The organism is Roseobacter sp., from assembly GCF_039970775.1.
Lineage (GTDB): Bacteria > Pseudomonadota > Alphaproteobacteria > Rhodobacterales > Rhodobacteraceae > Roseobacter.
Genome location: NZ_JBDVLG010000048.1, coordinates 41,831 through 65,485 on the forward strand (window position 1 = coordinate 41,831; position 23,655 = coordinate 65,485).

Annotated in this window: 20 protein-coding genes and 2 pseudogenes; 7 read left to right on the forward strand and 15 right to left on the reverse strand. The window is 57.5% G+C overall.

Going from position 1 to position 23,655, the window contains the following annotated elements; all coding sequences use genetic code 11:
* Positions 1-2: 2 nt before the first annotated feature.
* A complete protein-coding gene (locus ABJH13_RS11780; RefSeq protein ID WP_348406410.1) occupies positions 3-809 on the reverse strand; it encodes a hypothetical protein in 807 nt (268 codons plus the stop codon).
* 352 nt (positions 810-1,161) lie between these two features.
* On the opposite strand from ABJH13_RS11780, the gene ABJH13_RS11785 reads away from it, so the two are divergent.
* From ABJH13_RS11785 to ABJH13_RS11815, 7 genes are all read left to right on the forward strand, one after another.
* Complete coding sequence (locus ABJH13_RS11785) at positions 1,162-1,812, forward strand: lysophospholipid acyltransferase family protein (protein ID WP_348406411.1); 651 nt, start codon at positions 1,162-1,164, stop codon at positions 1,810-1,812.
* Positions 1,809-2,744 carry a phosphatidate cytidylyltransferase gene (locus ABJH13_RS11790; protein WP_348406412.1) on the forward strand — a complete coding sequence of 312 codons (936 nt, stop codon included), beginning with the start codon at positions 1,809-1,811 and terminating at the stop codon, positions 2,742-2,744. Before ABJH13_RS11785 ends, ABJH13_RS11790 begins: the two co-directional genes overlap by 4 nt.
* A gap of 54 nt (positions 2,745-2,798) precedes the next feature.
* Positions 2,799-3,443, forward strand: coding sequence for a CDP-alcohol phosphatidyltransferase family protein (locus tag ABJH13_RS11795; RefSeq protein WP_348406413.1), 645 nt, complete (start codon positions 2,799-2,801; stop codon positions 3,441-3,443).
* A 101-nt stretch (positions 3,444-3,544) separates the two neighbouring features.
* On the forward strand, positions 3,545-4,762 hold the full coding sequence (locus ABJH13_RS11800; protein WP_348406414.1) for a YcaO-like family protein: 1,218 nt from the start codon (positions 3,545-3,547) through the stop codon (positions 4,760-4,762).
* Positions 4,759-6,045 (forward strand): TfuA-like protein, encoded by a 1,287-nt coding sequence (locus ABJH13_RS11805; protein WP_348406415.1) that lies wholly within the window; start codon positions 4,759-4,761, stop codon positions 6,043-6,045. The genes ABJH13_RS11800 and ABJH13_RS11805 overlap by 4 nt, the downstream gene beginning before the upstream one ends.
* Complete coding sequence (locus ABJH13_RS11810) at positions 6,018-7,433, forward strand: hypothetical protein (RefSeq protein ID WP_348406416.1); 1,416 nt, start codon at positions 6,018-6,020, stop codon at positions 7,431-7,433. The genes ABJH13_RS11805 and ABJH13_RS11810 overlap by 28 nt, the downstream gene beginning before the upstream one ends.
* A gap of 111 nt (positions 7,434-7,544) precedes the next feature.
* The gene (locus ABJH13_RS11815; RefSeq protein ID WP_348406417.1) at positions 7,545-8,180 is read left to right on the forward strand and encodes a hypothetical protein; all 636 of its coding nucleotides are present in this window, start codon (positions 7,545-7,547) and stop codon (positions 8,178-8,180) included.
* Between the two features lie 20 nt (positions 8,181-8,200).
* On the opposite strand, the gene ABJH13_RS11820 is transcribed toward ABJH13_RS11815, so the two are convergent.
* The 14 genes and pseudogenes from ABJH13_RS11820 to ABJH13_RS11885 form a co-directional block, all read right to left on the reverse strand.
* Positions 8,201-8,689 carry a GNAT family N-acetyltransferase gene (locus ABJH13_RS11820; protein WP_348406418.1) on the reverse strand — a complete coding sequence of 163 codons (489 nt, stop codon included), beginning with the start codon at positions 8,687-8,689 and terminating at the stop codon, positions 8,201-8,203.
* The gene (locus ABJH13_RS11825; RefSeq protein WP_348406419.1) at positions 8,686-10,446 is read right to left on the reverse strand and encodes a tetratricopeptide repeat protein; all 1,761 of its coding nucleotides are present in this window, start codon (positions 10,444-10,446) and stop codon (positions 8,686-8,688) included. The genes ABJH13_RS11820 and ABJH13_RS11825 overlap by 4 nt, the downstream gene beginning before the upstream one ends.
* 465 nt (positions 10,447-10,911) lie before the next feature.
* Positions 10,912-12,025, reverse strand: a pseudogene (locus ABJH13_RS11830) (transposase); the annotation flags it as partial.
* Between the two features lie 268 nt (positions 12,026-12,293).
* Positions 12,294-13,478 carry an NAD(P)/FAD-dependent oxidoreductase gene (locus ABJH13_RS11835; RefSeq protein WP_348406420.1) on the reverse strand — a complete coding sequence of 395 codons (1,185 nt, stop codon included), beginning with the start codon at positions 13,476-13,478 and terminating at the stop codon, positions 12,294-12,296.
* Between the two features lie 412 nt (positions 13,479-13,890).
* Positions 13,891-14,070 (reverse strand): annotated as a pseudogene (locus tag ABJH13_RS11840) (transposase); the annotation flags it as partial.
* Between the two features lie 463 nt (positions 14,071-14,533).
* Positions 14,534-14,986 (reverse strand): carbon monoxide dehydrogenase subunit G, encoded by a 453-nt coding sequence (locus ABJH13_RS11845; RefSeq protein WP_348406421.1) that lies wholly within the window; start codon positions 14,984-14,986, stop codon positions 14,534-14,536.
* Between the two features lie 103 nt (positions 14,987-15,089).
* Positions 15,090-15,695 (reverse strand): nucleotidyltransferase family protein, encoded by a 606-nt coding sequence (locus tag ABJH13_RS11850; protein ID WP_348406422.1) that lies wholly within the window; start codon positions 15,693-15,695, stop codon positions 15,090-15,092.
* Positions 15,688-16,476, reverse strand: a complete 789-nt coding sequence (locus ABJH13_RS11855) for an XdhC family protein (RefSeq protein ID WP_348406423.1) — start codon at positions 16,474-16,476, stop codon at positions 15,688-15,690. Before ABJH13_RS11855 ends, ABJH13_RS11850 begins: the two co-directional genes overlap by 8 nt.
* On the reverse strand, positions 16,473-17,654 hold the full coding sequence (locus ABJH13_RS11860; RefSeq protein WP_348406424.1) for a VWA domain-containing protein: 1,182 nt from the start codon (positions 17,652-17,654) through the stop codon (positions 16,473-16,475). Before ABJH13_RS11860 ends, ABJH13_RS11855 begins: the two co-directional genes overlap by 4 nt.
* Positions 17,651-18,526, reverse strand: a complete 876-nt coding sequence (locus tag ABJH13_RS11865; RefSeq protein ID WP_348406425.1) for a MoxR family ATPase — start codon at positions 18,524-18,526, stop codon at positions 17,651-17,653. The genes ABJH13_RS11860 and ABJH13_RS11865 overlap by 4 nt, the downstream gene beginning before the upstream one ends.
* A gap of 62 nt (positions 18,527-18,588) precedes the next feature.
* The gene (locus ABJH13_RS11870; protein WP_348406426.1) at positions 18,589-21,018 is read right to left on the reverse strand and encodes an aerobic carbon-monoxide dehydrogenase large subunit; all 2,430 of its coding nucleotides are present in this window, start codon (positions 21,016-21,018) and stop codon (positions 18,589-18,591) included.
* On the reverse strand, positions 21,015-21,509 hold the full coding sequence (locus ABJH13_RS11875) for a (2Fe-2S)-binding protein (RefSeq protein ID WP_348406427.1): 495 nt from the start codon (positions 21,507-21,509) through the stop codon (positions 21,015-21,017). The genes ABJH13_RS11870 and ABJH13_RS11875 overlap by 4 nt, the downstream gene beginning before the upstream one ends.
* A gap of 46 nt (positions 21,510-21,555) precedes the next feature.
* Positions 21,556-22,410: a xanthine dehydrogenase family protein subunit M gene (locus ABJH13_RS11880; RefSeq protein ID WP_348406428.1), complete on the reverse strand. Its 855-nt coding sequence runs from the start codon at positions 22,408-22,410 to the stop codon at positions 21,556-21,558.
* Between the two features lie 111 nt (positions 22,411-22,521).
* A complete protein-coding gene (locus ABJH13_RS11885; protein WP_348406429.1) occupies positions 22,522-23,652 on the reverse strand; it encodes an MHYT domain-containing protein in 1,131 nt (376 codons plus the stop codon).
* Between the last annotated feature and the right edge of the window lie 3 nt (positions 23,653-23,655).

Sequence of the window (23,655 nt, forward strand, 5' to 3'; positions counted from 1 at the left end):
ATTTAAAATACGCCAACCAATGCGTCATATGCCGCATCGATTTCGGTAACGTGCCTGTCAATCCGCACCGCCGAATCCGACAGCAAACTGATCACAGATTGCCCGCTGTTGCCCATTTCTGCGCGAGCCTTGAGGATCGCCAGATCCTTGCGCGTCTGGTCAATCAGCAGCACCCAATCGGCCAGCATACCGCGAAAGGTCTCTAGCTTTTCGACACTGCCCCCCGAACCAGCCGTGGCCAAACGCGCTGTCTGGTACATCGACGAAGTATCCTCGCGGATCACCTCTAGAAAGGTATCAACCGCCCCGGTGTTGTCATGCAAGTTACGTAAAAATTCCTGCCTGTCAGACCCCGCCAATGACAGGTTTACCAACGCCTGCGCCGCTCCGATCACAGCGCTGACCTCGTCGCCCAGGCCACCAACCAAGGTCGCGGTGTTTGCGGCCGCCACGGTCAGACGGTCGATCTGGGGTTGTTGCAAACTTAAGGTATTGTTCTCGGCATAGCGCGCCAACACTTCGTTATAGGTTGTCGCCGCGGCGAACCCTTCTGTGATTCTAAGACCAATCGGCGACAACGCTGTCGCCGAATAGACATCTGCAAAATCAGGGTCGAACGTGGCCGCATCTGTGCGGTTTTTGCGGTTCACCTTGTCGTATTGGTTGTAGGCATCCACGACCCGAACAGACGCCGCGCGCGCAGCGTCATAAGAGGCCCGGTAGTCCTGAAACGCCGCAGTCCCAGGGACTGTGCACCCTACCATCAACAAACAAAATAAAGACGCGATGAAACGGCAGAAGAAAAACATCTGACATCGCCTAAAATAGATTAAATAATAGTCAAATTGTTGCACATCGACCCGTTTTCCGTCAAGCGTACGGTATTTGAAGGTCCCCAACACGCGGCGCTAAACGCAATCAAACGCCCCTGACCCGGGTCATCCAAGGCGGCCGTAATTTCCCGGATTTGAACACCCAAATATCTGTTAATGCGCCGCTTTAGCCAACCGTCACGCGCCGCGCCCAAACCCACATGGTCGGGGTCCATTCATCCGGCCCGCGCGTGCGTTTGGGGCCGCAGCCGCGTGATACAACGCCCCGAATTTCGCGCTTGCGAATCGGGTCTTTTCCCGGCTGCGCCATCCGGGTACTGTCGCCGATATGCCCTCTGACACACCTCTTCTGACCCACGTGGCTGCGCGTATTTCGGCAAGCCTGATCGAACTTTTCGCGCGCCTGATCACGGCCGTCCGCGCCGATTGGCGCGACGTGGAACCCGTGGCGGCCCACCGCGTCTATTATGCCAATCACGCCAGCAACGGTGATTTCGTCCTGATTTGGGCCGTTCTACCACGCCGTTTGCGCGACCGCGTGCGCCCGGTCGCGGGGTCCGATTATTGGCTCGCAAACCGTTTCAAAACATTCATCGGACGCCACGTGTTTAACGCCGTGTTGATCGACCGCACCGGCAGCGGCCCCAAAGAGGCACCGGTCGAACAAATGGCCGCCGCCTTGGACGACGGGTCATCGTTGATCCTCTTTCCCGAAGGCACCCGAAACCTAACCGACCAGACGCTGCTGCCGTTCAAAACGGGGCTGTACCATTTGGCCTGTGCCCGCCCCGACATCGATTTTGTCCCCGTCTGGATCGAGAACCTCAACCGGGTGATGCCCAAAGGCGAAATCGTGCCTGTGCCGTTGCTGTGCACGGTCACCTTCGGCGCGCCACAACGGTTGGATGGCGCCGACAAAGACACCTTTCTGGAGCGCACCCGAAATGCCCTGCTTGACCTATCGCGAGACACCCCATGATCTCTGATCTTGCCGTTTTACTTGTAGGGATCATGGCGCTTTTGGGCGTGGCCACGGCCATCGGTATGGTCCTAGAGAAAAAATATTCCCCAAACGGCGAAAACGACGCCATTGAAAACCTGACCGCACGCATCCGCGCGTGGTGGGGTATGGTGATCCTGATCAGCCTTGCGTTTTTGGCAGGCCGCACCGGCGTGGTGATCCTGTTTGCCTTGTGCAGCTTTGCGGCGCTGCGTGAATTCATAACGCTGACCAACGCGCGCCGGGCCGACCACTGGACCCTCGTGCTTGGCTTTTTTGTGGTGATCCCGTTGCAATATTGGCTGATCTGGGCCGGGGAATACGGTATCTATTCTATCTTTATTCCGGTCTATTGCTTCTTGTTTGCACCCATATTGTCGGCGCTGCGCGGTGAAACCCACGACTTCCTGATCCGGGTTGCCGAAGTGCAATGGGCCTCGATGATTTGCGTCTTTTGCGCCAGCCATGTGCCCGCGTTGATCACGCTCGATATCGCCGGGTATGAAGGGCGCGGGGTCTTGTTGATCGCGTTCCTGATCGTGGTGGTGCAGCTTTCGGACGTGTTGCAATATGTTTGGGGCAAGCTGTTGGGGCGGCACAAAATCGCGCCACGCCTGTCGCCGTCCAAAACCGTCGAGGGTTTTGTGGGCGGGGTTGTGTCTGCCACGGTGATCGGCGCATCGCTGTATTGGATAACGCCGTTCACTCCGGTGCAGGCGGGGATGATGGCGTTTGTCATCGCTTTGATGGGGTTTTTCGGGGGCCTTGTGATGTCGGCGATCAAACGCGACCGAGGCGTCAAAGATTGGGGCCACACAATTGCCGGACACGGGGGGTTCATCGACAGGCTTGATTCTGTTGTGTTTTCCGCACCAATATTCTTTCATCTGACCCGGTATTGGTGGACATGACCCCCCGACATTTCGCGCGGGTCTCGCAGACCACACCCACACAGGAGCCATGTCATGGCTGACCCTCTCAACCGCCGACCGCTCAACAGTCGCTCCACGAAATGGGCACAGTTCATCACACGGCGGCTGGCCGCGGCACAGATCACACCGAACCAAATCTCGGCCGCCAGTCTGGTGTTTGCGACCCTCGCAGGGCTCAGTTTTGCGGGTGTTGCGTGGTCCGAAGGCGTGCTGCGCGTCGTGTTGTTGGTGGCGGCTGGTGTGCTGGTGCAGTTGAGGTTGTTGTGCAACCTGTTTGACGGGATGGTCGCGATAGAGGCCGGCCAAGGCGCGCCCACGGGCCCCTTCTGGAACGAGGTGCCCGACCGCCCGGCAGATGCTGTGATCTTGATCGGGGTCGGCATTGGTGCGGGTGCTGCAACGCTCGGCTGGGCGGCGGCGGCCTTGGCGATTGGCGTTGCGTATCTGCGGGCGTTTGGGTCCTCGCTGGGGCACGAGGCTGATTTCTCGGGCCCGATGGCCAAACAACACCGCATGGCCGCCGTCACCATCGCAAGCGCTGCTGCGGCGATTTTGTCGCCCTGGATAGACGCGATGCTGATATTGCACATAGCCCTATGGTGCGTAGTGGCGGGGGCCGGGGTGACCCTGATCCGCAGGGCGCGCACCCTGCACGCAAAACTGTCGCGCGGCGGGTAACCGCCCGCCCCCTGTGGCTTGCGCCGCCACATCGAAATACCCACAGGTGACGGTTTTTGCTGGCCCTCGGCGGTTGTTTTGGTGTTTTCATGGCAGGTAGCATGACCACAACGCCCAAATCCTTTACCGATGGGACCCACCGGGTCGTGTCTCCTGCGGGGACCCTTCGAGCCGTCACCCCGCATTTGCCCGCTATGGGGATCACGCGGGTGGCCAATGTCACCGGGCTGGACCGGATCGGCATCCCCGTGGTCAACGCGTACCGGCCCAATTCGCGGTCCCTTTCGGTATCGCAGGGCAAGGGGCTATCGCTCGACGCCGCCAAAGCCTCTGCCGTGATGGAAGCCATCGAAGGCTTCCATGCAGAAGAGCTCGATCTGCCGCTGCATCCAGCCAGCCACGCCGAGATTGCCACCCGTGGTCGGGTGATCGACATCCAAGGTCTGGCGTATCTGCGCGGTACGGCGTTTCGCCCGCATCGGTCGCTTCTGTGGGGTCAGGGCCGTGACCTGATGACGGACGACCCCGTGTGGCTGCCATCAGAGTTGGTGCACACCGATTACACACTGCCCCGGCGGCCGCATGCGGGGTGTTTCGTCGCCAGCACCAATGGTTTAGCGTCGGGCAATCACCCGTTAGAGGCCATGGTGCACGCCATCTGCGAGGTGGTCGAACGCGACGCCCACGCGCTGTGGGAACACGCGCCCATGGCCCACAAAGCCGCGACCCGTGTAGACCTAGACAGCATCACAGACGACAAATGCCGCACCGTTTTGGCGGCCCTGCAGGCGGCGGATATGTCTGTGGGGATCTGGGACATGACCAGCGACGTGGGCATCGCCACGTTCCATTGCCTGATCACCGACATGCGGGACCCACACGGCCATTCCGGCGGCGGGGCTGGCACCCATCTGAGCCGCGATGTCGCGTTGCTGCGCGCCCTGACAGAGGCCGTGCAGGTACGGACCAACTACATCACCGGCGCGCGGGATGATCTACGCCACGACGAATATGAAACATCCGGGATTGCCGCGAAAAACGCCTATGTGCAGGCCTTGCGCACGACGCCGTCGCCGAAATATGTGCCCTTCGAACAGGTGCCTTCGCACATCTGTGCCACTCTCGAAGAAGACCTCGATTGGGTCCTGACCCGGCTGGGCGCTGTTGGTATCACAGAGGTGATCAGCGTTGATCTGACCAAACCCGCCTTTAACATCCCAGTGCAGCGGATTGTGATCCCCGGCTTAGAAGGCCCGCATGACCACGATGATTATTCCCCCGGCCCGCGCGCACGCGCGTATCGCCCGGTGACGCCATGATCGTTGTTTTCGCAGGTCCGACGCTGGGTGCCGCATCTGTCCGCGATGTGGTGCAGCACGCAGACGTACGCCCCCCTGCACGGGCGGGTGACATTTATGCCGCCTGCCAGCAAGGTGCCACGGCGATCGGGTTGATCGACGGGTTCTTTGATGGCGTGCCTTCGGTGTGGCACAAGGAAATCCTTTGGGCGTTGGACCGCGGCATAGCCGTCTTTGGTGCGTCCAGCATGGGGGCCCTGCGCGCCGCCGAACTGCATGAGTTTGGCATGATCGGTATAGGCGCGATCTTTGCAGCCTACCGCGACGGCACCCTAGAAGACGACGACGAAGTCGCCCTGCGCCACGGGCCCGCAGAATTGGGGTATATCGCACTGTCCGACCCAATGGTGAACATTCGCGCGTCCTTGGACGCCGCCGTGACAGATGGTATCGTGCCCCACGAAACGGCCCAAGCCTTGATCGACCACGCCAAGGAGTTGCATTTCGCTGATAGGTCGTGGGACAGGCTATTGGCCGCGTCCGTCGCCCCCAAAACACCCGTGTTAAAGACGTGGCTAAAGACCAACGCCGTGGATCAAAAGAAACGCGATGCAATAGAGATGCTAACCGCGATGGTCGCCGCGCCAGATCACCACGCCGCCCCTACGTTTGCGTTTCAGCACACCGCCATGTGGCAAGCGTTGGTGCACCACGCCGCTGACGCGCCTGTTGATCGCGCGGTGTTGTTGATCCTTGATCAGCTGCGCCATACCCCCGGCCGGTATCAACCCCTGCGCCGCCAAGCCGCTGATGCGTTGAAATTAGAACATCTGCCCGACGTGATGCAAGCCGATGTTGAGCGCGCGATGACGCAGTTTCGCGCCCAACGGCAGTTGTATACAGCGCGTGCGTTACAAGATTGGCTGACCGCGCAAGACATGGACCTGCCCGACCTCTATGACGACATTGCAATCGACCTACGCCTGTCGGCGATCATCGCCGAAAACCGCGCCGCCTTTTTGCACGCGCTGATGGACACATTGAAGGCGCAAGGCACATACGCTGACCTTCAAACAGAGGCCCAGCATATGGCCGCGACCCTCGACAAAGATGCGGCATCCGGCGGCACAGACATACCCCCCGGCATGTTGCCAGTGTGGTACTTTGAGACGTTTTGCGCCCGTGCAATGCCCCCCGACCTAGAGGCGTTTCTGGGGCAAAACGACTTTGCCGACCACGCCGAATTCGAACAAATGATGGCGCGAACGTATATCCTGTGGCAACATCAACCGCATGGGGATTGACGATCCGGTGGCCGGATCAGGGGGTGTCAGACATGGGATACGTCGAAACAGAACACGCCGGGGGCACACGGTTTCGGCTGTTTCCGCAATTGCCGTCGCTGACGCAGCAACAAGAGCCTGAAACCGTCTGGGTCACATCACCCGCCGGCACCGTTGGGCCCGGCCCTGCGGATCACCGGATGTATGTCGTTGATCCCGTGGGAAAAGACCGCGCTTATGGCTACTACCCCGGCCCGCGTGGATCGACAGTGCACTACCGCCCGCCATGGCAAGGGCCCGTGTTTCCGCAGGCCAGCCCGGATGCGGATGGGCATTTTGACCACATCGAACCGGGGTCGTACCAGTTCCAACAGGCGCATGCTTTTGGGTCTATTCGGTTCACAATGGACATCTGGGAGCGGTATTTTGAACGCCCATTGGGGTTTCATTTTCGCGACCACTACGACCAGCTCGAAATCGTGTTTTTGCGCGGGTTGGACAATGCGTTTGCCGGGTTTGGATCGATCGAGATCGGATCATATACGCTAAAAACCGGTGATCTGGTCGAATTCGGGCTGAGCTTTGACGTCTTGTCGCACGAATTCGGGCACTTGATCATCTACAATGAAATTGGTCTGCCCAGCACGACTGATGCGAACGGCGAGTACTTTGGCTTTCACGAATCCGCCGCCGATATGGTTGCGTTGATCTCGCTGGCGCATTTTGACAGCGCCGTCGTGGGCCTATTGGAGGCCACCAGCGGCAACCTTTATTGCTTTAACCGACTGAACCGTTTTGGCGAAGTATCAGACAATGAACAACTCAGATCGGCATCCAATTCCACGACCCTTTATGAATTTGAACATGGCTGGGAGAAAGAGCACAAACTGTCAGAGGTCATGACCGGTGCCCTGTTCGACATTTGGGTCGATGTCTTTCACGAAAACCTGCTGGACCGGGGTCTTATTTCGCACGCCCTCGAAGACCTGTCGGACCGCCTGGAAGGCGACCCAAACTACCAACAGGTGATCCAACCCCTGTTTGACGCAGCCTATGCGCAAAACCCCGGTGGATTTGCCGATGCCTTGATCGCATCGCGCGATTACATGGGGTTTGCCATGGCCGAGGTTTGGACGCGCCTGTCGTTGGACACCCTCGATTACGCAGATGTTTACCACACGTTTATGGCGGTTGATCACACCATGACGGGCGGCCAATACCACCGGATTATCGCGCTCAACATGGAACGCCGGGGCATTGGACGTATCACCGCAGGGCCGCGTTTGGCCCCACCCGACGAAAAAAGCCACGCATTTTCCAGCCGCATTGCGGTCCCCGACGAAGGCCACCACTGCTGTGGCGGGGGCGTGCCATATGCCGTCCGCCGGGCGCTGGCGCTCGGCCAGTAACCCGCCGCCACTATTGCAGGAAATTGCTGACACGGCGCGGTGTGTTATGCCATAACTGTTTCCATAGGGCAGGAAATCATAGCCCTGCCATGTATTTGAAAGGATACAAACGTGGGTGATAGATTAATTAATTTTTCAACGATCATGCTATTTGGCAGAGAACTCGACGACTTCGTTTATATGGAGGCCGACGGCCCGAACGCATCAAAGGATGACGCCGACGGGACAACCCCCGCCGCGACCACGCGACCGGATCAAGAGGACGCGACGAATTTTGTAGATAAGCAACTGGCCAGCAGCAATGCCCGGTTTGCCCGCATTTTCGGGTTCAGCTTTGAAGGCCACTACTATGATCTCGCGCGGCCACAGATTTTTCTGGTCCACGGTGACGGCGCGCCTGCCGAGGATGCCCAAGCGGTTGGGAACGGTGGTCGCGGCAGCGTCGATCAGGGCGGGTTGCCCCTGCGGAACCTGAAATTCGCCGATGACCTGCGGGTTTGGGCCAATGAAAAGTCCGACTTTTCGATCCGGTTGGACCCTGAAATCGGGCCTTTAGAACAAATCTTGCTAGAGGCAGAACTGGGCGCAGACAGCGGCATCGGCCACAGTGGCGGCAAAGCGTACGGGGGCGGCAAAGCCTATAGTGGCGGTAAGGCCTACAGCGGTGGCAAAGCCTATAGCGGCGGAAAAGCATACAGTGGTGGCAAGGCCTATAGCGGCGGCAAAGCATTCGGCGGCAGCGACTAACGCACCACTGCAAAACGCGACTAGGCCTGCGTGGTGAGAAGCCGCATGTAGGTCTTGGTTTTGTCGCGCGACATCGTATTAAACCCAAGCCTGCGGTACAAAGCGTGGGCTCGGTTGCCATTCACGAAAGACAAGGTCACGTCTTTCTTTTGGGCACGTGCATCTGCGACAATTGCGCCGATCAACGCCGTGCCAATCCCCCGACACCGCGATTCCGGGACCAAGTGCAACTGATCAAGACACAACGCGTCTTCCGTGATCGACACCTGCTGCCAACCAATATCAACGCCATTTACCACCACAATCTTGATCTCGCTCAGGTCAAAATAGCTGCGAAACGCGGCTTCGATGGTATCGCGGTTCCATGCGTTCAATGCGGTCAGAAGGGGTTGCATACTGGCAATGTACAAACGCCGGGTAAATTCAAAATCATCCAGCCGCGCAGGTCGCAGATCAAACTCCGGCGGCTCATCCCCTTGCAGGGTTTGTGAAGCGCCGCCACCGGTCACCGAAGCCCTGCCTTTTTGAGCCCTTCGATCAGTCGGTCACGAGGTCCCGGGTTGCGGTCTGGCGGTACGTTGGCCCAATGCGTCAGCGTAAATTCCGGATGGGTTTCAAGGATAAGCGCAGCGTGTTGTTTTGCGATATCCATCCGGCCCAACAACGCATTGCTGGCGGTCAACATACGGTACGCCTCGGTTTTGTCGCGCATCTGGTTCAGCGTTCGAATGGCCCCTTCGTAGTCGTTCATATCAAAGTAGGTCTCGCCCAGATGCCACAGGTACCAATCAGGGTAAAATGGGTTTAGCTGCATCGCGCGTTCAATCAGTTGGACCGCGCGCAAAGGGTCGCCGCATACACTCGCAGAGTGGCCCATTTCAGCGAGGATATCCGCGTTGTTCGGGTTGAACTGTATGGCCCGTTCATACGCTGCCAGCGATTCGTCATAGCGACGTTTGTACAGGCAGGCATTGGCAAAAGCCGCATGCCCCTGCGCATCATCAGGATCCAACCGCAACGCCATCTCGGCCTTGGCGATCGCATCATCCAACGCCGCTTCGGAGTTCTCGGCCCAATCAAACCGCCACGCGTCATTTGACGATCGCGAAATACTGGCATAGGGCACCGCATAGTTCGGATCCACGAGGGCCGCTTGCTCAAACAAACGCCGGGCGTGCAGGTTGAGCTCGCGACGCGGTTGTTTGTAAACCTCACGCCCGCGCAAAATGAGCCCGTAGGCCTGTAGATCCGATGGGGCCGTGCGCTGTTGTCGTTGCCGTTCAGCTTTGTCAATTTTCACCGATAAACACGACGCAATCACGGCGGTGATTTCATCCTGAAAGGAAAAGATATCCTCGATATCGCCGTTAAATTTCTCGGCCCAAACGGACCGACCGGAATCGGCCTCGACCAGTTGGATGTGCACCCGCAGCTGACTGCCCGCCCGTTGAAAGCCGCCCGTCGCAAGGTACCTGACGCCCAGCTTTTTACCGATTTCACGGATCGGCACATGGCGGGTCTGAAACAAGCTAGAGGATTGCTGTGCGATCACATGCAGGTTGTTGAACCGCGTCAGATTAGAGATGATATCGCCGGTAATCCCATTGCACAGATGCGCATTCTGCGGCGCGCCAGACAGGTTATCCAACGGCAAGACAGCAACCGATGTCGCCGGAACCTCCCGTGGCGGCGGTGCCCGTTCGACGATGTTGGGTGTCCTCATCGATTTTCGAACCGGTATTTCGCCCGGCTCCACCTCGAAGACTTCAATGACCTCATCAATGTTCTTGAGCACTGGGGTTCCCAGCGACGTCAGCGGCACGTCGGTTTCTTCGCGTACCACCAAAGATACCGCCTTGGACACGCATATCCCGCCGGGTTTTGCCAAAGATTGAAGCCGCGCCGCGACGTTAATCGCGTGGCCATGCAACCCAAAATGCCCCTCACGGACCTCACCGATGTTGATACCAATGCGAAAAGAGATCGGATCGGAGCCGGAATTCCACACCGCGTCGTTCATGAATTCCTGTTGCATCGCGACAGAGAAGTTCACGCAATTTGCCACACCGTTAAACAACGCCAAAACGCCGTCGCCTGCGATGTTTTTGATGGTACCGCCGTAGTCGGTTGCCAATTGTCGGATCAAATTGATAGCGTTGGAAACACGCGCCGAGGTTTCTTCCTCGTTGCGGCTCATCAATTTTGAATAGCCATAGATGTCGGCAACAAGAACCGCAGCCAAGCCGTAATGTTTGACGCCAGGCATTTCCAATTGGTGTCCTATTTTGCCGCAACCCCAAACATAGTGGTCTCCAGCGCCCCTTCCGAATCCAAGCTAAGATTACAGCGTTTTGTGGCAACAAGACAGAAAATTTCGCAAACGTTGCACACACCCCCAAAAAAATCGCAGTTTCGATAGCTGTGATTGTAAAGCAACGTGTCAAATATGCGTTCAGGCGCAGCTCTTTGAGATCGTAAATAATCCTTGCTCAGCACGGTCTACCCTATCTTTTGGCGTGATCATTTTAGGTTAATTTTGTTGAAGACCTCTACTTCTTTTCTTGCGCCTTAAGATGCGTCATCGCGTTAATTTATTGAGAGATCCGAAGCTGGTCTGCTCTCTTACCCAAAAGCAGGGGCCATAGGCTTGATTTTCGCCAATTTCCGGAGGTTTTGGGCGGTGATATTGAGGCTCCGACGCCGTGCATTAACGGGCGAAGTCTCCTACGATCTCGAATTTCTCCCGGTGGACTGCGCGCGCTTCTGACTTGGGGCAACACTTTCCCTTCAGCGCGCCCCCGGCACCATCGGACTTAAGCACCCGATACTTGCAGGCTTTCCAGCTTGGTGTGTTTCACAGGGGATCGGAATAGGTGTGCAAGGTATGTTCCATTTCTTTACCGCCAGGACAGATGCAGATGTCGTTTTCATCATTCCATGTAAAGTCGGATCGTGAGAACCTGCCATCCGTGCGCTCGCTCTTGTCAAAGGTCGGTATGAAGGGGAGAGTTTGCCGCTCGAGCGCGAGTTAGACCAGTTTATCGGATGAGCCGTACGCGGTATCTGCTGCGATCCCGTCTGGCTTCATGCCGAAGCGTTCTTCGGCCCGGTCCTGCATCTCACGCATAACACCCACTTTGGCGGTTTTATTCGCCCGGCAAGTATCCACGTCAACGCAGTGATGCGTATCAATCAGATTATTGCAAGAATACGCAAAGAAAACACGCCCTTTGCGCGCCGCAGTCCACTGACTGGCGAGGTCGGCATGAGCTGTGAACTTCGGTTTGACGGTCGAGGCCGCACCAAACGCTTCATCATCCAAGGTTTCAAGATACTCTCACACTGCCCGTGGCGCGTCGTCTGGGTCGATCTCGCGGGCAGCCCAGTCATCAAGATTGCTAGAGTTCTGCTTCTGCACATCCGCGCTGATCAGGCTGACGTCAACGGCAAACCCGTGACCGCCGACCAGCCCTTCGCGCATGCAGCGCGCAACGGTCAACTCAAACACATGGCGCAGCAAATCACTCTCCCGGAAACGGCTTTGACGGTTCTTGGAAAAGATAGAAAGGTTTGGAATTCAGTCGGTCAGGTCGAGACGGCAGAACCAGGGATATGCAAAGTTCAAATGAACCTCTTCGCAGAGCCGACGTTCCGAACCAATACCAAAGCAATACCCCACCAGCAGCGTGCTGATCAGTAGCTCAGGATGAATGAAACGGCAGCCTAGTATGGCTGTAGAAATCGGATAGATGCGTGCGGATACTACTCAGATCAACGAACCGGTCGATCGACCGCAGCAGGTGATCTTGCGGGACGTGATCCTCCAGAGAGGACTGATAAAACAGCGCCGCCTGCGCTTTCTACCTAGGTCCCATCATCGCCAAATCCTCCCCGTCTGTACGATGAATTGAATCAGCAGAGCATACCTAATAGAGAATAATTTCTAAATAAAATCAAATTATTAATCCAAATTTACGCATCACCGAGACCCTGTCGAACGATCTCGACTCGACCAATATGAACGGCCCAGACCGGACCTTGAGCTGGTCATCTATTGCTGGGTTGCAGCGCCCCCAGAGCGGACGTTGGCGATTGCAGGAGCGTTTCAGTATTTCAGCTTGGGGGCAGTTTACGCATTGGGTCGATCATAGAGCCCTTTACAAGGCTGCTTAAGACAGTGGGCATAGGTGGAATTTTGCTGAGGGGGCTCAAAACGTAATCACGCAAAAACGGTAAAGCGCGATTGTCTGACTGATACATTGGCGTAAAGGCCCAACTCATCGCCTGATATATATTTGTGTGCAATCGGCGTGCTTTGACATATTTTGGCAAAGCCTGTTCAAGTGAGAACAATTCAAGACATTTGATCAATGCCGCTGCATCTAGCAGCGCCATATTTGCACCTTGTCCCAATTGGGGGCTCGCGCGATGTGCGGCGTCTCCGATGTGTACAATGCGCTCACCAAATGGCTTGCGTAGATTGCCGTGGCCGTACACGGCAGGAATCATTTGGCTGTGATCCGTGATTTGATCCGTAAAAGGCGCGAGATCTGGCCAAAGTGCCGTGGCCTGCCGCCGCCATTGGTCGATTGGCATGTGCTGCCAATTTTTGATTTGGGTGCGGGGCATAGACCAAAACAGGGCGGCCTTTGGCGCGACGTCACCGGGTATTGTTCCAATAGGCAACACCCCGATCATATGCGACGCCCGACGATACCGCTGCTGCAAACAATCGTACCGCAGTTTACAGTTTTCTGGCCAATCGACAGTCCCCCAGATTGCACCATAGGGCAGCGGCTTGGCCACCAATCGACTGACGGTTGAACCCACGCCCATCGTATCGATCACCAGATCAAACGGCCCAAGGGTTTTACCATTTCCAAAATCGACAAAACGCCCCTGACCGTCTAACCTCGTGGATATCACGCGATGTTGCCCGGTGACCGCGATGCCCTCGGCTTTTGCAACATCCATCAGAGCACTGAACAAGCTGGCGCGGTGGATCCCCAAGCCAAAATTTTCGCCCCCAGGAGCGCCATAGGTAACATCTAGAACCAAACGCCCGCTTCTGGCTTCACGGCCGATCATGTGAAACCCCTTGGCACCCTTTGCCAAAGCGGCCTCAGCAGCGCCCAGTTGTTTCAGGACGGATAATCCAACGGGCTGGATGACCAACCCCGACCCCACGGATTTTGGTGTGTCAAACTGATCAAACACCGTCACGTCGAAACCAGCGCGACTTGCCAGAATGGCCGCTGCAAGACCGCCTATACCGCAACCACAAATCGCAATCTTCATCTGGTACCTTTTTGCATCGACCATACTTTGATCAACTGCGCGCGCAATCGGATAGAGCCGTCCTGGTTGCAAAAGCCCGGTATTTGATCTGCCCAGCCGAGCTGCTCAGAAACTGCACATCTTTTGCGATTGGTCTGCATTCCGGATCAGTACGTTTTGCCCCGTAAGAGACAGAAGAATGAGATGCCCAAACCCTTGACGATACACGGACTGCCCCAATCGATTGCTTTGTCGCACTGTGCGACAGTACGGGCATTTAGACGTATGCAGAAATTTCCGCGCTGCAAGCACCCGTAGCATAGAAAACCAATTCACGAATGGGCTTACTTTGTTGAAAAAGTTGTTTGTTTTTGAACGTTGAAACTGGCTACCGCGTTGATTTGTCTCGGATGCCCAATGTTCACGCTACTTGTTAACCTATTGGGGGAACCACCCGCTTGAGTTTTGCTAGCTTTCGGAGGTTCTGGGCGGCGGCCGCGAGTGTAAACTCGTGCTGAACGCCGCATGGACCTCGCAATCGGAGCCTACCCAAGCCGAGGGTGCTTTTGAGATCAGCAAACAGCATCTCGACCTTCTTTTGGCGTTTCAGGGCAGTCGGGTTGTGAGCCTTTTGCGGCGTCTGCCGCATACCACTGATGCGCATGTCTCCGAGCATCCGATCAAGAAGCGGGTTTACTTTTTCCTGTGTCGTGGGAACCTCCGGGTTGATCATTGAGAAGGGCCCAATCATCAGGCACGAATCAAGCCCCCCAAAAACAACGTCAAATCAGGCAGCCGAATAGTCGCGACCAGCGCCAATGCCGCGCGAACAGCTTGGTCTAGGGGACCTCTTTGCCAGATGTCGCAACTTCTACCAATGTCTTCTAAGGGTAGCTCAGGGATTAGGGGTGATGCAACGCTTACAAAACTTCCAATGAAGTGTAGCGATCCAAGATTAGAACACGCCTAGATTGTGCAGAGCACGTCAAATGGCATGTCGCACTGCGATGTGCCCCTAAATCGGGGGTATCACTGGCCCACAGGGTCCCCTGTGGGCCGTGTTGCGCCGCCGTGGATCAGGCCGCAGGTTCTTTGTTGACGACATCCGCGAAGGACTTAAAGAACTTCGCAGCCAGTTTCTTGGCCGTGCTTTGGATCAAACGACTGCCCAACTGGGCCAGTTTGCCGCCGATATCGGCCTTTGCGTCATATCGCAAAATCGTCGTATCGCCATCTGCCGTCAGGGTCACATCTGCACCGCCTTTTGCATGGCCCGCAGCCCCGCCACTGCCTTTTCCGGTCAATGAAAACGCATCTGGCGCACCTGCAGTATCCAGCACCACATCGCCGGTAAATTTGGCCTTGACCGGCCCCACCTTCAAGACAACCTTTGCCTCAAGTTCTGTGTCAGAGTGCTTGATCAGTTCTTCGCATCCGGGAATGCATTGCTGCAGGATTTCTGGGTTGTTCAGCGCCGCATAAACCTGATCTTTGGGGGCGTTGATGACGATCTCGTCAGAGAGTTCCATAGCGTGTCCTTTTCTTAACAACAGGGAAATCGGATCTGGTCTGCTTGCTCGCACGTCAGCGCGGCCTTTTTTCGCAGCTTACAGATGAGTTTAGTTATTTTTTTCATAAGGTTAAACCCTCTTCATGTGTAAGGTCTATATAGTCATCCGGCGTGTCTATATCCTTGTAAAACCCTTCGGCTCGCAACGTATGTCGCTGAACCAGCGCGGGATTTTCACGGGTGAACCGCATGCAGCCGGCGCGTGCGGGGTCGGCGGTTAGACCAGCACGCAACCCATGCGGCACGACGATTGGGTTCCCCCTTGTCTCGTCGCTCACCGGGATCGATATTTTACCACGACCTGCCGCGGCATGGGCATCCAACAACGCGCGAATGTCGGCAGCTTGCAGCACAGGTTGGTCGCCCAACCCGATCAACAAGGACGACGCATCGGGGGCATGCCGCAAGCCCACGGCGACCGACGTTTGCTGCCCGGTTTCATAGTCAGGATTGAACACGCATTGCACATCGCAATCCGCCAACGCGCGTTCTACGTCTGGGGCATCATGGCCTGCCACAACGACGATAGGGCCGTCAAAGGCCGCTTTGTATTGCCGCACAACATGGCGGATCATCGGGCACCCGGCGATTGGCAACAGCAGTTTGTTCTGCGCCCCCATGCGCCGTGACATCCCCCCGGCCAGTATGATCGCCGCAACATCACGCATGGGCGACGCCCACCTGCGCGCGTCGGATTTGCACAAGATCAGCCAGGATCGACAGCGCAATTTCTTCTGGTGTGACCGCGCCTAAATCAAGCCCCGCAGGTGCCTTGACCCCATTGACCCAATCAGCCGCGACCCCCAACCCCACGAGCTTTTCTGCGAGGGTTGCGAATTTCCGGGCACTGCCAACAAAGGCCACATGCACGGCTGGTACATCAGCCGACGCCTGCAAGGTCGCCACGTCTTTTTGCCCTTGGGTCGCGATCACGATCACCCTGTGGTGCGGACCAGCCGCATCGCCCGTCGCGGGCAAGTTGGTGACAACCGCCCAATGGAATTGCGGCGCCAGCGCGATCAGGGCCTGCGCGACGGGGGACCCGCCCAACACAACCAATTGCGGCATCGGCAAACACGGCTCGATGAAGATATCGACACTGCCCTTGGACGGGCATCCGTTGCGCGCAAAACTGGTGCCGTCTACCTCGTCGCCGGGGCTGACGCCCATTTCGGCCAATAACTCCTCGGGCGCGACCGAAACCAACTGCGGTTGGCCCGTTCTGAGCGCCGTCAGAGTGGCCTTTTTAACTGCCCCGCGGGTGCATCCGCCCCCCAACCAGCCGTGCAAAATCGTGCCGTCCGCGCCCAGCAACGCCTTGGCGCCCGGTTTGGCGGCCGTCGCACCGGCAGTGCGCACGATGGTGGCAAACGCAAAGGGTTCGTCTTTGGTTCGCAGGTCTTGGGCGACGTCGGCCAATTCGTCGGATAGAAATTCGGCGGGGGTCATATGCGCGTGACCTCTCGGTCTAATGCAGCCAGATCCGCAAGGGTGTTGGCCGCGCAAAACAGATCGAGGTGTGGCAAGGCGGCGGCCATGCCTTCGGCCACAGGTGCATACCCCCGCCAACCCTTCAATGGATTGAGCCAGATGATCTTGCAGCCACGTTTTTTCAGCGCTGCAAGCGCCGCACCCATTTCGGAGGCGGGCGCAGTATCGTACCCATCAGACAGGATCAACACAACGCTACGCCCGTCCACAAACCGCCGCGCGTAGGTTTTGGCAAAACGCGCGAGCGATGGCCCAATCTGCGATCCCCCGCCAAACCCATCCGCCATCAACGACATACGGCCAATCGCGCGCATGGTGTCTTTGTCACGCAGGGCTTCGGTGATCCGCACAAGGCGGGTGTGAAACAAATAGGCGTCAGACGTGGTATCGGCGCGCATCAACCCGGCCAAAAAGGCAAGGAATACGCGGCTATAAACCGTCATCGACCCCGACACATCACACAACGCCACGATCTTGCGCGGGCGGTCCGGGCGGTGCTTGCGCATCAACCGCAAGGGTTCGCCCCCGGTGGCAAGGCTGGCGCGGATCGTCTTGCGAAAATGCAGCCGGTCGCCCCTGCGTGCCGCGATACGCCGACGCGACCGCCTATCCCGCAAGGCGCACCCCAACCGGCGCGCAACAACTTCTGCCTCGGCGATGTCTTCGGGGCGCACCAGATCACGTAGATCCTTGCGCATCAAATTGCCGACCTGCGTGGCGATCAAACGGCCCTCGCCGTCGCTTTCGGTCTCGCCATCACCGCCGTCGGGTGTGGTCGCGGCCCCCGCGCCGCCCGCGTCTTGGCCCTGCGCATCACGGGACGAATGCATGTTATCGTCGGTGTTGCTGGGTTGGGTCGGGACGATCTTTTGTTTGACCCGCCCCGCATCCATCCAATAGCTGTCAAAGAGGGCATCGAACTGCTCCACCTCTTCTTTGCATCCGGTGCAAACCGCCTTCAGCGCCTGTCGGCTTTGCTCTGACTGGGCGGCGTCCACATGGCACAACGCCTCCAATGCCAACGCGGCCTCTGACACACCAAGGCGCAGCCCGTTTTCACGCAAATGCGCCACAAACCCCGACACCCGCGCAGCTGGGCCGGGATCGCGGCCCGCAAAACGGGTCACACGGGTCATGCCGCACGCCCCGCGATACGGCCCGCCACTTCGCGTGTGATCTGCGCGCGGTCGTTTTGGGTTTTCAGCAGCGTCGCAAGCGTGTGTTGCAGCGCTGCCGGGTCATCCGTGAGATCCGCAATCCCCAGCCCCATCACAGCGGCCGCAAAATCGAGCGTTTCCGCGATGCCAGGCACTTTTTCCAGCTCTTCTTCGCGCAGCTTTTGCACAAAACCCACGATCTGGGCGCCCAACCGGGCCTCTATACCGGGGCAGCGGGCGTTCAAAATAGCCAGCTCTGTGGTGCGGTCCGGGTAGTCGACATACGCATACAGGCACCGCCGGCGCAGCGCATCCGACAAATCACGAGTGCCGTTTGATGTCAGGATTACGATAGGTTTCGTGGTCGCCTTGACGGTCCCAAGCTCGGGGATAGTGATTTGAAATTCTGATAAAATTTCTAGAAGGTAGGCTTCAAATTCTTCATCTGCACGGTCGATTTCATCGATCAACAGGACCGGCCGTGCGTCTTGGGTAATGGCGGCCAGCAAGGGCCGTTCCAGCAAGAAATCCCGTGAAAAAATGCGATCTTCGACAGATTTCCCTGTCTCGCCATCCTCAGCCGCAGCACGGATCGTCAGCAACTGACGTTGGTAGTTCCATTCGTAGATGGCCTGCGCCGCGTCCAAACCTTCGTAGCATTGCAAACGGATCAGCTTGGCATCGCGGTGTCCGGCCAGAGCCGCAGCCAGCTGCGTTTTACCGACGCCCGCAGCGCCCTCCAATAGCAACGGCCGACCCAGCGTAAGCGCCAAATGCATCGCCACGCTCAAATCGTCAGATGCAACATATCCGTCAGCGGCCAGGGCCGTCTGTAGATCAGTCCAAGTCATCTCAAATTCCTAAAGTGCCCCCACCCTCATGCGATCCTGCGCAAGGGTGGGGTGTGCAACCGTTACTCGTGCAAGCCCAGCTCGTTGGCGGTGCGCCAAATGCGCCAATGGTCATGCGGCATATTGGTGTGCGTGTTGCCAAACGGGCGGAACGCATCCTGCACCGCATTGGAAAAACACGGCACGCCGCCGACATGGGGGCTTTCGCCGACACCTTTGGCCCCGATGGGGTGGTGCGGGCTTGGCGTCACGGTATAGTCGGTCTCGTAGTTGGGGACTTCCCACGCGGTTGGCAGGAAGAAATCCATCAACGTGCCCGTCTTGCAGTTGCCCATATCGTCGTAGGCGATCTCTTGACCCAATGCGACGGCAAGCGCCTCTGTCAGGCCGCCATGGATTTGCCCTTCGATGATCATCGGGTTGATCCGTGTGCCGCAGTCATCCAACGCGTAAAAACGGCGGATCTCTGGAACACCCGTGTCAACGTCAATGTCCATCACACAGACATAGGCCCCAAACGGGTAAGTCATGTTGGGCGGATCATAATAGCTGACCGCTTCCAAGCCCGGTTCAAGCCCCGGAATAGGCTGATTGTAGGACGCGTAGGCGATTTCCTTCATCGTCTTGAACTTTTCAGGCGCGCCTTTCACCACAAACCGATCTACGTCGAATTCGACATCATCGTCGTGCACTTCAAGCAGATACGCCGCGATCATCTGTGCCTTGGCCCGGATTTTACGCCCAACCATGGCAGCCGCGGCCCCCGCAACAGGTGTCGACCGGGACCCATAGGTGCCCAAACCGTAAGGCGCGGTGTCGGTGTCGCCTTCCTCGATGGTGATGCTGTCGGCAGACAGACCAATCTCGGTTGCGAGAATTTGCGCAAAGGTCGTCGCGTGACCCTGCCCTTGGCTGATCGTGCCCAGGCGCGCAATCGCAGACCCCGTTGGGTGAATACGAATTTCGCAACTGTCGAACATACCCATCCCAAGGATATCGCAGTTCTTCACGGGGCCCGCGCCCACGATTTCGGTAAAGAACGACAGCCCAATACCCATCAGTTTGCGCGTTTTGCCGGCCTTAAAGTCCTCGACACGCTGCGCTTGTTCCGCACGAAGCCCATCATAATCGACCGCCTTAAGCGCCTTGTCCCAAGCTGTGTGGTAATCGCCGCTGTCATATTCCCAGCCCAATGCGGCCGTATATGGGAACTGTTCTTTCTTGATGAAATTAATCCGGCGCAGCTCTGCGGCATCCATGTTCAACTTGATCGCCAGAACCTCGATCATGCGTTCGATGAAGTAGACCGCTTCGGTCACCCGGAACGAACACCGATACGAAACACCACCCGGCGCTTTGTTGGTATAGACCCCATCAACCGCCAAATATGCCGTCGGAATATCATACGACCCCGTACAGATATTCATGAACCCAGCCGGAAACTTGGTCGGATCGGCGCAAGCGTCAAACCCACCGTGGTCGGCGGTGACGTGGCAATGCAGACCGGTGATTTTACCCTCTGGCGTGGCCGATATCTTGCCGGTCATGTGATAATCCCGCGCGAATGCGGTGCTCATCAGGTTGTCCATCCGGTCTTCGATCCATTTGACCGGTTTGCCCGTCACAATCGACGCAACAACCGAACAAACGTACCCCGGATAGGCGCCAACCTTATTGCCAAACCCGCCGCCAATATCAGGTGAAATCACCCGGATATTGTGCTCTTCCAGACCAGAGATCAGCGAAACAATTGTACGGATCGCGTGGGGCGCCTGAAATGTTCCCCACAACGTCAGCTTGCCGTTGACCTTGTCCATAGAGGCAACAGACCCGCACGTTTCGAGCGGACACGGGTGCGTCCGGTGGTAGTACATCGTCTCTTCGGCCACCACATCGGCGTTGGCGATGACTTCTTCGGTTGGCTCTTTGTCGCCCGCTTCCCATGTGAAAATATGGTTGGGGTGGTTGCGCGGTCCGTGCGCCCCATCGGTGGCTTTGCCGTTTTCATCAACCGTGTCTTCGCGCAAAATCACGTCGGATTTCAGGGCCTCAAACGGGTTCACCAGCACTTCGAGCTCTTCGTAATCGACCTCGACCGCCTCGATGCCATCCGCTGCGGCATAGCGATCTTCGGCGACAACAAACGCAACTTCTTGACCTTGGAACAGCACTTTGCCGTCCGCCAAAACCATCTGTTTGTCACCGGCCAGTGTGGGCATCCAGTGCAAGCCCAGTGGCTCAAGATCTGCGGCGGTCAGAACGGCCAGAACACCAGGAACCTCAAGCGCGGCAGAGGTATCAATACCGTTGATCCGGGCGTGCGCATAAGGGGAGCGCACGAAATCGCCAAACAGCATTCCGTCAAGTTTCACGTCATCGACGTAGTTGCCCTTGCCTTGGGTAAACCGTGCGTCTTCGACCCGTTTGCGTGAGCAGCCCATCCCTTTAAGATTGGCGACGCGGTCTTCGCGGTTGTCTACGTCGTCTTTCATTCTGCGGCCTCCTTGGCTGCATTCATCTCGGCCGCGGCGGCCTGAATGGATTTCACAATATTCTGGTAGCCGGTGCAGCGGCAGATATTCCCGGCCATGCCAAACCGAATTTCTTCTTCGGTGGGGTTGGGGATTTCTTCCAGCAATTTGGTCGCGCGGGTGATCATCCCCGGCGTGCAGTAGCCGCATTGCAGACCGTGGTGTTCCTTGAACGCCTCTTGCAAGGGGTGCAGGTTATCCGGCCCGCCGATCCCTTCAATGGTGGTCACAGATTTACCATCCACCTGCGCCGCAAACAGCGTGCAGGATTTCACGGACTTGCCGTCGATCGTGACGGTACAGGCGCCACAATGCGAGGTTTCACAGCCGATATGCGGCCCGGTGATGTTCAGCCGCTCGCGCAGCGTGTAGATCAAAAGCTCGCGTGGTTCAGCGAGAAATTCCTCGTCCTTGCCGTTCACGTTCAGCTTGATGTGCATTTTGTTAGACATGGGGTTTCCTTTTTGGCCCTATCGCGTGGTTCCGTGAGGCAATGCCTCAGGCCCGCGACCAGGCGCGTTCGATTGCGCGACGCAGGATGACACCTGCCACGTGTTTCTTGAATGCGATGGGTCCGCGGTTGTCTTCCGTCGGATCAATGTCATCTAACATTGCCGCCATCGCAGCTTTTACCGTGGCATCATCCAGCGACGTGCCAACCAATGCAGCACCGGCCGCTTCGGAATAAACCGGCGTGTCGCTGAGGTTGGTCATCGCAATTGATGCAGACGTGCACATACCGCCATCCTTGGTGATCTGCACCGCCGCCGCCGCCGTGGCGTAGTCACCGATCTTGCGCTTTTGCTTTTCGTAGGCATAGCCGCCTTTGGGCAGCGGGAACGAGACACCCGTAAGCACCTCATCGTCTTCACGCGCCGTCATGTAGGCCGCTTCGTAGAATTCATGCGCCGGTACGTCACGCGCACCATCCGCCCCTACAAGGGAAAACGTTGCATCAAGACATTGCATCAATCCGGGCATGTCATTGCCGGGGTCGCCGTTTGCCACATTGCCGCCCACAGTGCCCATATAACGCACCTGCGGATCCGCGATTTGCAACGCCGCTTCGCGCAAAATCGGGGCTGCTACGCCAAGTGCCACGTGGTCAATGATGTCGGCTTGGGTGACGAGCGCACCAATGCGTACGGTGTCTGCGTCGATCTCGATGTCGGACATGCCGCCGACATCCTGAAGATCGATCAAATGAGGCACGTCAGCCATGCGCAGTTTCATCATGGGGATCAGGCTGTGCCCTCCCGCCATAACGCGCGCATCGTCTCCGTGTTCCTCGAGAACGGCCAAAACGCCGGCCATATCTTTGGGCCGGTAATATTCGAATGCCGCTGGAATCATCGGCTCTCCTCCCTAAAAGCGATTATTCTTGCTGGAGGTCAGGCTTGCATGCGGCTGTATGCAAGGCCCGTGAAATGTCATGAAATACAGGCGTTTTGCACGAAATGCGCCTTAGGTTGCATGAACTGCGCCGCGCTGCGCACCCAAAGCATCCTGAATCGACTTGAGCTTGGACCGGCTCACCGGAACGGCGGGCAAATCATCCGCTGAAAACAAACACCGCCCCTTATCTTTGGCCCGTTCAAAGCGGGCCACCTTGGTCGGGTTCACCAGATAACTGCGGTGGGTTTGCAAAAAGCCGGTACCGACCAGCCGTTTGGTCGCTTCGGTTATTGGCCACACGCAAAACAGCCGGTCATCTTCGGTGTAGACTTGGGTATAATGTCCATCGGCACGCACCAGTGCGACATCCTGCGGCGCAATAAAAATCCGCGCGCCGTCTCGTTCGCATGGGATCTGAAGACCCTGAGGCAGGGCCGGCGTGTCGTCTTTCTGGGCCGCCTCGGGCGTCGGTTGTGGGTCCGCAGGTGCGGCCACAAGATACGTGACACTGACCCACAAAAACGTACCGAACAAAAGAAAGCTCGAGACGATCACCCCCAGCGCCAAGACCTCGTTGCTCATTGTGGGGCCGAACTCGGTCAGGCTGGGCACAGCCGTGTAGTTGGTGCCTGCCATCGCGAAAAAATGGACGGAACACACCGCAATGGCAAAGCACACGGTCCCCAAAAAGATATTCCGGTTTTCGCGGCGACCATAGGCGACCCAAAACGCCACAACGCACAAACAGATCGCCACCACCGACGAGACCACCAGACCGACCGGTGTGTAAATCGCGCGGCACAGCTGCAACCCCGCCATGCCGATATAATGCATCCCCAGAATGCCCACGCCAACCATTCCGCCCGCGGCACTGATCACCAGCGGCGTCCGTTTGACGAAGTGCAACAACACCAACGCGGCCCCCACGATCAACACGGCCGTCAGCGCCGAGATCAACGTGATTGCGGCATCGTAGTAAAACAAGATCGGCAGTTTCAGCCCGAGCATCGCGATGAAATGCATCGACCAGATCCCACCGCCCAACGCGATAGAGGCCAGCGCAATAGACAGCTGTCGTTGCAAGACAGGTTTGCGCGACAAGTCTCGGGTCAACGACAGGCCGGTAAAGCCCGCAACCAGCGCAACAAGGCAGGACATGATGATCAAAAACACATCGTGGGTCGGTTCAAGAAGTTCCATGCG

What these genes read in the sequence shown, in the direction of transcription:
- ABJH13_RS11835 (WP_348406420.1), bottom strand. Translation starts at nt 13,478, where the DNA reads ATGAAGATTGCGATTTGTGGTTGCGGTATAGGCGGTCTTGCAGCGGCC.
- ABJH13_RS11865 (WP_348406425.1), bottom strand. Translation starts at nt 18,526, where the DNA reads ATGACTTGGACTGATCTACAGACGGCCCTGGCCGCTGACGGATATGTT.
- ABJH13_RS11850 (WP_348406422.1), bottom strand. Translation starts at nt 15,695, where the DNA reads ATGCGTGATGTTGCGGCGATCATACTGGCCGGGGGGATGTCACGGCGC.
- ABJH13_RS11825 (WP_348406419.1), bottom strand. Translation starts at nt 10,446, where the DNA reads ATGCCTGGCGTCAAACATTACGGCTTGGCTGCGGTTCTTGTTGCCGAC.
- ABJH13_RS11845 (WP_348406421.1), bottom strand. Translation starts at nt 14,986, where the DNA reads ATGGAACTCTCTGACGAGATCGTCATCAACGCCCCCAAAGATCAGGTT.
- ABJH13_RS11860 (WP_348406424.1), bottom strand. Translation starts at nt 17,654, where the DNA reads ATGACCCGTGTGACCCGTTTTGCGGGCCGCGATCCCGGCCCAGCTGCG.
- ABJH13_RS11790 (WP_348406412.1), top strand. Translation starts at nt 1,809, where the DNA reads ATGATCTCTGATCTTGCCGTTTTACTTGTAGGGATCATGGCGCTTTTG.
- ABJH13_RS11855 (WP_348406423.1), bottom strand. Translation starts at nt 16,476, where the DNA reads ATGACCCCCGCCGAATTTCTATCCGACGAATTGGCCGACGTCGCCCAA.
- ABJH13_RS11795 (WP_348406413.1), top strand. Translation starts at nt 2,799, where the DNA reads ATGGCTGACCCTCTCAACCGCCGACCGCTCAACAGTCGCTCCACGAAA.
- ABJH13_RS11870 (WP_348406426.1), bottom strand. Translation starts at nt 21,018, where the DNA reads ATGAAAGACGACGTAGACAACCGCGAAGACCGCGTCGCCAATCTTAAA.
- ABJH13_RS11885 (WP_348406429.1), bottom strand. Translation starts at nt 23,652, where the DNA reads ATGGAACTTCTTGAACCGACCCACGATGTGTTTTTGATCATCATGTCC.
- ABJH13_RS11800 (WP_348406414.1), top strand. Translation starts at nt 3,545, where the DNA reads ATGACCACAACGCCCAAATCCTTTACCGATGGGACCCACCGGGTCGTG.
- ABJH13_RS11805 (WP_348406415.1), top strand. Translation starts at nt 4,759, where the DNA reads ATGATCGTTGTTTTCGCAGGTCCGACGCTGGGTGCCGCATCTGTCCGC.
- ABJH13_RS11780 (WP_348406410.1), bottom strand. Translation starts at nt 809, where the DNA reads ATGTTTTTCTTCTGCCGTTTCATCGCGTCTTTATTTTGTTTGTTGATG.
- ABJH13_RS11785 (WP_348406411.1), top strand. Translation starts at nt 1,162, where the DNA reads ATGCCCTCTGACACACCTCTTCTGACCCACGTGGCTGCGCGTATTTCG.
- ABJH13_RS11875 (WP_348406427.1), bottom strand. Translation starts at nt 21,509, where the DNA reads ATGTCTAACAAAATGCACATCAAGCTGAACGTGAACGGCAAGGACGAG.
- ABJH13_RS11880 (WP_348406428.1), bottom strand. Translation starts at nt 22,410, where the DNA reads ATGATTCCAGCGGCATTCGAATATTACCGGCCCAAAGATATGGCCGGC.